Raw genomic sequence first — 7,314 nt, 5'->3', positions numbered from 1 at the left:
ACGGCTTTAGCCGTGGATGAATGAGCCTCCTGAATGCCGCGAACGCAAAGTTTCGCGGCGTTCAGGTCAGCTCCGGGAGGAGCTGTGATGAAAAAAAGAACCCCGAGTTTACTCGGGGGTATCTATTGTGCCAGCAGCATGCCGGTGCCGGCAGAAATCTCGATAAAGTCGGTAAGGATGCGGATCGTTTCGTCAAGCACCGGATCGGGCAGTTTTTCGTTTTCATCCTCATCGGTGCGCACAAGCAGTTCTTCCATTTTATCCTGCACATCCTCGATCTCTTTTTCATTGACGATTTCGGCGATGCGATCAGTGAGCTTCAGTGAAACCTCCGGCGTGTTCATGCGTTTTTGAATGCGGTCGCGCCGCGAGATGATTTTTTTAAATTCTTCATCGTTTGCCGTACGCTCTCCGGAGCGTGTTTGCAGTTCCGGCAGGTACGGTTTTACAGAGGGCGACCACGGGCGGTAATACGCGTTGCGAACCTGAGTCCACGGCAGTGCGTTCGGCAGGAATTCTTCACCGATTTCAATCGCGTCATAAATGGACGGCAGAATCACATCGGGCTGTACGCCCTTGAGCTGCGTTGAGCCGCCGGCAATGCGATAGAAACTTGCGGTCGTGGCTTTCAATGAACCCAGTTCATCGCTGAGGCGTGACAGCGGGAAGACGCTTTGCACCGTTCCTTTGCCGTGCGTTTTAGCATCGCCGACGATCACAGCGCGGCCGTAGTCCTGCATCGCCGCCGCAACAATTTCAGAAGCGGATGCGCTGAGGCGGTTGACGAGTATTATGAGCGGGCCATCGTACAGTGTGCTGATATCATTATCCGGCAGAACAGAAACACCGCGCTGTTCACGGACCTGAACGATAGGACCGAGCGGAATAAAAAACCCGGCGATTTCAATAGCGTCGGCGAGCGAACCGCCGCCGTCGTTGCGCAGATCAAAAATTACGCCATCAACACTGTTTGTATTAAATTCAGTAAGAATGCGTTTTACATCGGCCGCAGCGCGGCGAGCGTCGGCTTTACCGGCACGGACTGCATCGAAATCGGCATAAAATTCGGGCAGGGTGAGAATACCGAAACGGAGTCGTTGATCCGCCGGCGTTAGTATTTCGCGCACTTCGCCCTTGGCCGCCTGTTCTTCGAGTTTAACTTCGTCGCGAATGAGATCAATCTCTTTGGTGCGCGTGCCGGTAATGTCGTCTGCCGGAATAACAGTGAGCACTACCTTGGTGCCTTTTTCGCCGCGGATCTGCCGGACAGCTTTACTGAGCGGCCAGTGCAGAATACTGACGGCTTCACCATCCCCCTGCGCTACGGCCATAATTTTATCTCCGGTTTCCAGCCGTCCGTCTTTATCCGCCGGTCCGCCTTTAATGATCTGTATGACTTTTGCCATGCCGTCTTCACTGCGCAGCGTGGCGCCGACGCCGACGAGCGAGAGACTCATGGCAATATCAAAATCTTCAACGCTGCGCGGCGAAAGATAATCGCTGTGCGGATCGTAGCTACGCGTGAATGAGCTGAGATAGCGCTGCAAAATGGTTTCGTGATCGTAGTTGGTATCGATAAGCAGTTTGAACTGTTTATAGCGTTCGCGCACAAATTCGTCCGGCGACAGATTTTTTTCAGCGCCGGTTTTTTTATCCTTAGCTTCTGCGGTTTCGTCTGCCGGATGTTCTTTTTTATTTTTTGCATCTGCTTCAATTGCAGCGCAGCGCGACACATATTCGTTTTTAATTTTCCGGCGCCACAGGTCATCCCATTCCGCTTCGGATTCCGCCCACGGCGCTTGATCACGCTTCCATTGCCACACTTCATCTTTGTCTGTATTGAAACCTTTATCGAGCAGGGCATAAGTGAATTCAACGCGGTCGGTCACACGCTCTTTGAAGCGTTCAAAAACGGTGTGTGCAAATGCGGTATCACCATCCAGTATTTTTTTATACAGCTCCGGACCGGACTGCCGGAATTCTTCAATGTCGGATGCCAGAAACCAGGTGTGGTCATAATCCAGTGTGTCAATATAAAGCGCCAGTGCATTGGTTGAAATGGCTGCATCCAGCAGCGCCCGGTTCAAGTGCACCCGCGGCAGGCGGTCGGCCAGGCGCGCGGCAATCCGGTCTGCCGGCAGCGGCTTTTCTTCCGCCGGCGGAATCGCGATCGCGTTCGCCGGCGGCCGGCCGCAGCCGGTCAGCAGTGCGGCAAAAATTGATAAAAAAAGAATACACTTTTGCATCGGGGAGTGTTTCTATCATAAACCGGTTTAAAAACAAAAGTTATCGTATGTTCTTTTAAACCTGCGGTTTTCCGGTTTTATGCACCGGAGCCGGTAAAACACTGATTATATCACGGTGTTTGACTGTGCGCCTCAAATGTCTGGCATTATCCGTTCGGTTTTCGTATGATTACCACGAGATACTAAGGAGTTTCATGAAAACCAAAACTGCCGCCGTGTTACTTTTGTCTGCTGCCGTTCTGTTTGCCGGCTGCAAAGAAAAACCCGTTATACCGGAAATCACCGCAGAAGCGGCCGCAGCATTTGCTGAAGCCGCATTCGACGGAAATACGGCCGCAGTTTCGTTGGCGCTCGGCAACGGAATGCCGGTCGATCAGGCCGATGAAGATAACAACACAGCATTGATGCTGGCTGCATTTAACGGACACACTGAAACCGTCCGTGTCCTGCTCGCCGCCGGCGCCGGAATTAATCGGCGTGACAATAACGGACGCACCGCGCTCATGTTTGCCGCCACCGGACCGAATCTGGCGACGATCACACTGCTGCTGGAAACCGGCGCCGAAGTGAATGCGGTGGATCACACTGAACGGTGGACGCCGCTTATGTTTGCTGCCGGCGAAGGGCTTTCGCCGGTGGCGGACCTGTTGATTGCCGCCGGTGCCGACCCTAAAATGAAAGATAAGGATAACGACACCGCTGCCGATTTTGCTTACAACCGCGGTTTCACTCAACTTGCCGCCAAATTACAGAAGCTGATGGAGGACTAAAACAGCACAACAGATATTCGAAACCGGTATTGAAATTCTGACACGCAGCATGATATTGCTGATCAAAAAATTAAAATATGCGGAGTTTACAGTAGGAATATAATAAGATTTTGTTCTACTGCGTTTTTCAATCCTGTAACAATCAATCAATCTAATAAGGAGGTATCATGAAAATTTGTTCAATGGTTCTGTCGCTGGTCGCCGCCGCCGGCATTGTTTGTCAGACCTGGGCTGCCTGGGAAACACAGAGTGGACCCGATGGCCGGCTGGTGAACTATGGTCCGGAATGCCGGATTCAGCGCAGTCCCGACGGCCGGCTCGTTTGTGTTCCGAACGGATGGCAGCATGCACACGGAACGGATGGACGCATTATTGCCATTCCGCCGAATGGACACGCGCAATCCGGCAGTGACGGCCGGCTGGTTGCAATTCCTGAAGGCTGGCGGTTTGCCGTTGGATTAGATGGACGCGGTGTTGCTGCTCCGCCGGATGCAAAACTGGTTTCCGGCGAAGATAAGCGACTGGTGGCTGTACCCAAAGACTGGCAGTATAAAATCGGTATCGACAACCGCGCAGTGGCTGCACCGCCGGACGGTGAATTTGTTACAGGCCCTGACGAGCGGTTAACTGCGGTACCGAAAGGCTGGACGTATAAAGTCGGCACCGATGGCCGCGCGGTGGCAATCCCGCCCAACGGGGAGTTTGAACAGGGACCGGACGGCCACATCATTGTGCTGCCGCCGGCGGATTATCTGCTGAGCATGGATGATTACGAAACGTATCACTTTATTCTGCTGCCGCAGAGTGTGACGGCGGATGAAGAAGAGGAAGAGAGCCCGGACAGGCATTAACATTACGGGATATTTTATATAAAAGAATTGTATCAACGTACCCCCGGATTACCGGGGGTGTTGTGTTGCCGAGTGCAGTTTCTTTTATGCGGTTAATGAGTCGTCCTGCAAAAGTTTTTTGGTTGTGCGGAAACAGTTCAGTAACCGGTCGGTTTTAACGGGCAGAATATCGATAAATTTATCGAGAATATCACGCTCGATGATCAATTTTTTGGTCGCCGGAAAACTTAAATCGATCATCCAGCTAAGCTGTAAAACAAACCGGTCAGCGAGACTGTTCAGGGTTCGGTAGTCGATGGGCTGGCTGTGCTCAAACTGGTCGAGTACGGCATCGGATGGAGCACCGTCAAAATCAATGCCCATAATAATTTCGGGGTGATCATGAATGCGGCCGGTTTTGATGACGTCCCAGCCGATAAAGAAAATATCGAGCCGGTCAGCGTCGCGGATCAGCCGCAAAAGTTTTTCCGCAGCAGCATTCATTTCCGGCGGTAGAGCTTTTTTATTATGATGTTTCACACCGAACAGAATGAGATCGCGCTCCGGCTCATTTATTCCGGCAAGCATGTTTTCAGTAAGGATCGTTTCAGCGCCGAGATCGCCGTGATCAATTGTTTTAGAATCATCAAAACTTCCGTATTTTTTGAACTGTGAAAAACGCCCGACGTCATGCATTAATCCAATTGCTTCAGCCAGATCGATTTCCGCTGTGGAAAATTCGCTTTGTTCAGCAATGAACCTGGCATCGCCGGCGACGCGCAGGGTGTGCTCAAGTTTCAACTGGTGCATCGGATGCAGCACACTGTTTTTGCGGTATGAATCAACATAGCGCACAAAGCGCTGTAAAAGCCGGGCAGAATTTTCTGATGTCATAGGTAGAAAACCAACAGTCTCTTCTAATTTCCGCTAAAAATCAGTGGCTAGGTATAAACAAATACGGCCAGTAAAATCAGTGCAATACCAGTGATTGCTTTTACGGCGCCGGCGGCTTTCAACCGTCCGGTGGTTTTGCACACGACCAGTGCAATGCGCCGGAACCACCATGGCGATAACAGGAAAAGCAGTCCGGTCAGTATCCAGATATATGAAATCGCCGCCATCACAACCCGCCATTCAGATTCGTGCCAGCGTGTAACGTAAAGTACGGGACCGGCGAGCAGCAGGAAAAATCCGCCGAGTGCGCGCGGGCTGAGCAGCTCATCAAGATATTTAATGCACAGGAAAACTGCGATCGGGGTCAGCCACCAGAGATGAACTTTCCATGCATCGAACATTCCGAGGTGCATTAACGAAAGCGCATACGCCGCCCAGATCAGATCAATCGCTGCCAGAATCCGTCCCGGCCAGATGCTGCGCGGGAAGCGTTCCATCCATGAGCGCATCATCTGCGGTTTTGCAATCATGGCAGCACCGGCCAGCAGTGCGACGATTCCAGCAGCCAGCGTTACAGCGGAGAGTCCGGACATTTTTTTCCTTTCAATAAATAAAACGTACAGTATGCGAAAAATACACCCGAAGTGAAACCGGTATTTTATAAAAACTGATTAAACACGATCACCGGTTTTTTGGAAGAAGGGAATAAACAGCCGGTCGCAAGTCGAAGGTCAGAAAGTCTGAAACAATTTTTGACGGGATTAATAGGATTGACAGGATTTTTTTCTCAATTCTTTATTCGCGTAAATTAGCGATCATTGGCGGTTTGCTTTCCGGCGGTTCATTTTCCCGGTGTGCGGACGCAGCTGCTTCATCTGTTTACGGCGTGCGGCGAGTCCGCGAATAACCGGCACGGGTTCGCCGGTTTCATAGTCAAGGCCGGTATAATAAACAGCGGCGGCCGGCGTCATCGGCAGCGGAATATAATCCTGTACCTGCTGCAGTTTCCATTGTTCGTTGAGTACAAATTTTTCCACCGCGTTCATTTCGGTTTCGGTCGAGCCCGGAAAGTTGGAAATAAAATACGGCACGAGGTATTGTTTTTTCCCGGCGCGCCGGCTCTCTGCAGCGAACGCCTCCTGAAAGCGGCAGAAAATTTCCGGCGCCGGTTTGCGCATTTTTTTCAGCACATCCGGATGCATGTGTTCCGGTGCAACTTTGAGATGTCCGGACACATGATGCTGTGCGAGTTCGCGGATGTATTCCGGATGACGCAATGCAACATCCATGCGGATGCCGGATTGAATAAAAACGTGGTTTACATTTTCAAGCGACCGCACGCGGCGCATTAGATGAATCGCGGCGCCGGCGTCGAGTTTCAGATGCGGACAGATCGCCGGAAACAGACAGCTCGCGCGCCGGCATGTTTTACAGGCTTCATCCACGCCGTTCCGGCAGCCGTAAAGGTTGGCGGTCGGTCCGCCGAGATCGCTGACCGTGCCGCGAAATTCCGGCGTGCGGGTGAGTGCGCGGATTTCACGCACTACGGATTCTTCGGAACGGCTGGTTAAAAAACGTCCTTGATGCAAACCGAGTCCGCAGAACGTGCAGCCGCCGCCGCAGCCGCGCACAACGGTGATGGAGTTTTGGATCATGGTGAACGCCGGTATTTCTTCTTTATAGGAAGGATGCGGTGCGCGTGCGAACGGCAGCGCGTAAACGGCATCGAGCTCTGCCGGCGTAAGCGGCGGCGCCGGCGGTTCCATTAGCAATGCGCGCGCGCCGTGAAACTGTACGAGCGGTCTGCCGCAAAACGGATTCTGTTCGCGCTCGGTCAGGCGCGTGGTTTCAAGCAGCGCTTTTTTATCAGCGGCGCACTCTTCATACGACGGCAGGATCACAGCATCGGAAAAATCGCGTGCCGCCGATTCTTTGCCGCCGAGCAGTCGCGCCGTGCCGCGAATTCCGGCGAGCGGTTCGCCGGCGTTCAGCCGGCGCGCAATTTCGCGCACGGAATGTTCGCCCATGCCGTACATGAGAAGTTCAGCTTTGGAATCCTGTAAAATTGACGGGCGCAGTCTGTCCTGCCAGTAGTCGTAATGCACGGTGCGGCGCATGCTGGCTTCGAGTCCGCCGAGCGCGACAATGATGCCGGGAAAAACTTTTTTGGCGAGCTGCGTGTAAACGACCGACGGCAGATTCGGGCGCAGTCCGGTTTGGCCGCCGGGCGAATAGACGTCCTCTTTCCGCTTCCGGCGCGCGGCGGTGTAATGCGACAGCATGGAATCAATATTTCCGGCCGTGACGCCGGCGAACAGGCGCGGGCGTCCCATCGCCGTCAGCGACTCCGGATTCGTCCAGTCGGGCTGGGAAATTATGCCAACGTGCCAGCCTTCCGCTTCCAGCACGCGCCCGATAACGGCCGCACCGAACGACGGATGATCAACATACGCATCGCCGGTAATCAGCAGCACATCCAGTTCCTCCCAGCCGCGCGCTGCCATTTCCGCGCGCGTCATCGGAAGAAACATTTTTCTATCATCAGCCATGATTTATTTAACCACTAATTTTGAC

The 7,314-nt window shown here is 53.0% G+C and carries 6 protein-coding genes; 2 read left to right on the top strand and 4 right to left on the bottom strand.

Annotated elements, in window-relative coordinates; genetic code table 11:
• Nucleotides 1-122: 122 nt before the first annotated feature.
• Entirely contained in the window at nucleotides 123-2,246 is a 2,124-nt protein-coding gene (locus WC959_10285; protein MFA5689517.1) for a carboxy terminal-processing peptidase, read from the bottom strand.
• Nucleotides 2,247-2,440: 194 nt separating this feature from the next.
• Between WC959_10285 and WC959_10280 the strand changes: the two genes are divergently transcribed.
• Nucleotides 2,441-3,016, top strand: a complete 576-nt coding sequence (locus WC959_10280) for an ankyrin repeat domain-containing protein (protein ID MFA5689516.1) — start codon at nucleotides 2,441-2,443, stop codon at nucleotides 3,014-3,016.
• A 167-nt stretch (nucleotides 3,017-3,183) separates the two neighbouring features.
• Complete coding sequence (locus WC959_10275) at nucleotides 3,184-3,867, top strand: hypothetical protein (GenBank protein ID MFA5689515.1); 684 nt, start codon at nucleotides 3,184-3,186, stop codon at nucleotides 3,865-3,867.
• 84 nt (nucleotides 3,868-3,951) lie between these two features.
• Here WC959_10275 and WC959_10270 read toward each other — a convergent pair whose 3' ends face one another.
• From WC959_10270 to WC959_10260, 3 genes are all read right to left on the bottom strand, one after another.
• Nucleotides 3,952-4,740 carry an HD domain-containing protein gene (locus WC959_10270; GenBank protein MFA5689514.1) on the bottom strand — a complete coding sequence of 263 codons (789 nt, stop codon included), beginning with the start codon at nucleotides 4,738-4,740 and terminating at the stop codon, nucleotides 3,952-3,954.
• 47 nt (nucleotides 4,741-4,787) lie between these two features.
• On the bottom strand, nucleotides 4,788-5,333 hold the full coding sequence (locus tag WC959_10265) for a hypothetical protein (GenBank protein ID MFA5689513.1): 546 nt from the start codon (nucleotides 5,331-5,333) through the stop codon (nucleotides 4,788-4,790).
• Nucleotides 5,334-5,555: 222 nt separating this feature from the next.
• On the bottom strand, nucleotides 5,556-7,289 hold the full coding sequence (locus WC959_10260; protein MFA5689512.1) for a YgiQ family radical SAM protein: 1,734 nt from the start codon (nucleotides 7,287-7,289) through the stop codon (nucleotides 5,556-5,558).
• Between the last annotated feature and the right edge of the window lie 25 nt (nucleotides 7,290-7,314).

The organism is Kiritimatiellales bacterium (assembly GCA_041656295.1).
Classification (GTDB): domain Bacteria; phylum Verrucomicrobiota; class Kiritimatiellia; order Kiritimatiellales; family Tichowtungiaceae; genus Tichowtungia.
Note: the sequence above shows the minus strand (reverse complement) of the source record. Positions and strands in the feature narration are given on the sequence as shown.

Excerpts from the sequence above, each read along its gene's own strand:
- WC959_10285 (MFA5689517.1), bottom strand. The coding sequence starts at position 2,246 with ATGCAAAAGTGTATTCTTTTTTTATCAATTTTTGCCGCACTGCTGACC.
- WC959_10280 (MFA5689516.1), top strand. The coding sequence starts at position 2,441 with ATGAAAACCAAAACTGCCGCCGTGTTACTTTTGTCTGCTGCCGTTCTG.
- WC959_10275 (MFA5689515.1), top strand. The coding sequence starts at position 3,184 with ATGAAAATTTGTTCAATGGTTCTGTCGCTGGTCGCCGCCGCCGGCATT.
- WC959_10270 (MFA5689514.1), bottom strand. The coding sequence starts at position 4,740 with ATGACATCAGAAAATTCTGCCCGGCTTTTACAGCGCTTTGTGCGCTAT.
- WC959_10265 (MFA5689513.1), bottom strand. The coding sequence starts at position 5,333 with ATGTCCGGACTCTCCGCTGTAACGCTGGCTGCTGGAATCGTCGCACTG.
- WC959_10260 (MFA5689512.1), bottom strand. The coding sequence starts at position 7,289 with ATGGCTGATGATAGAAAAATGTTTCTTCCGATGACGCGCGCGGAAATG.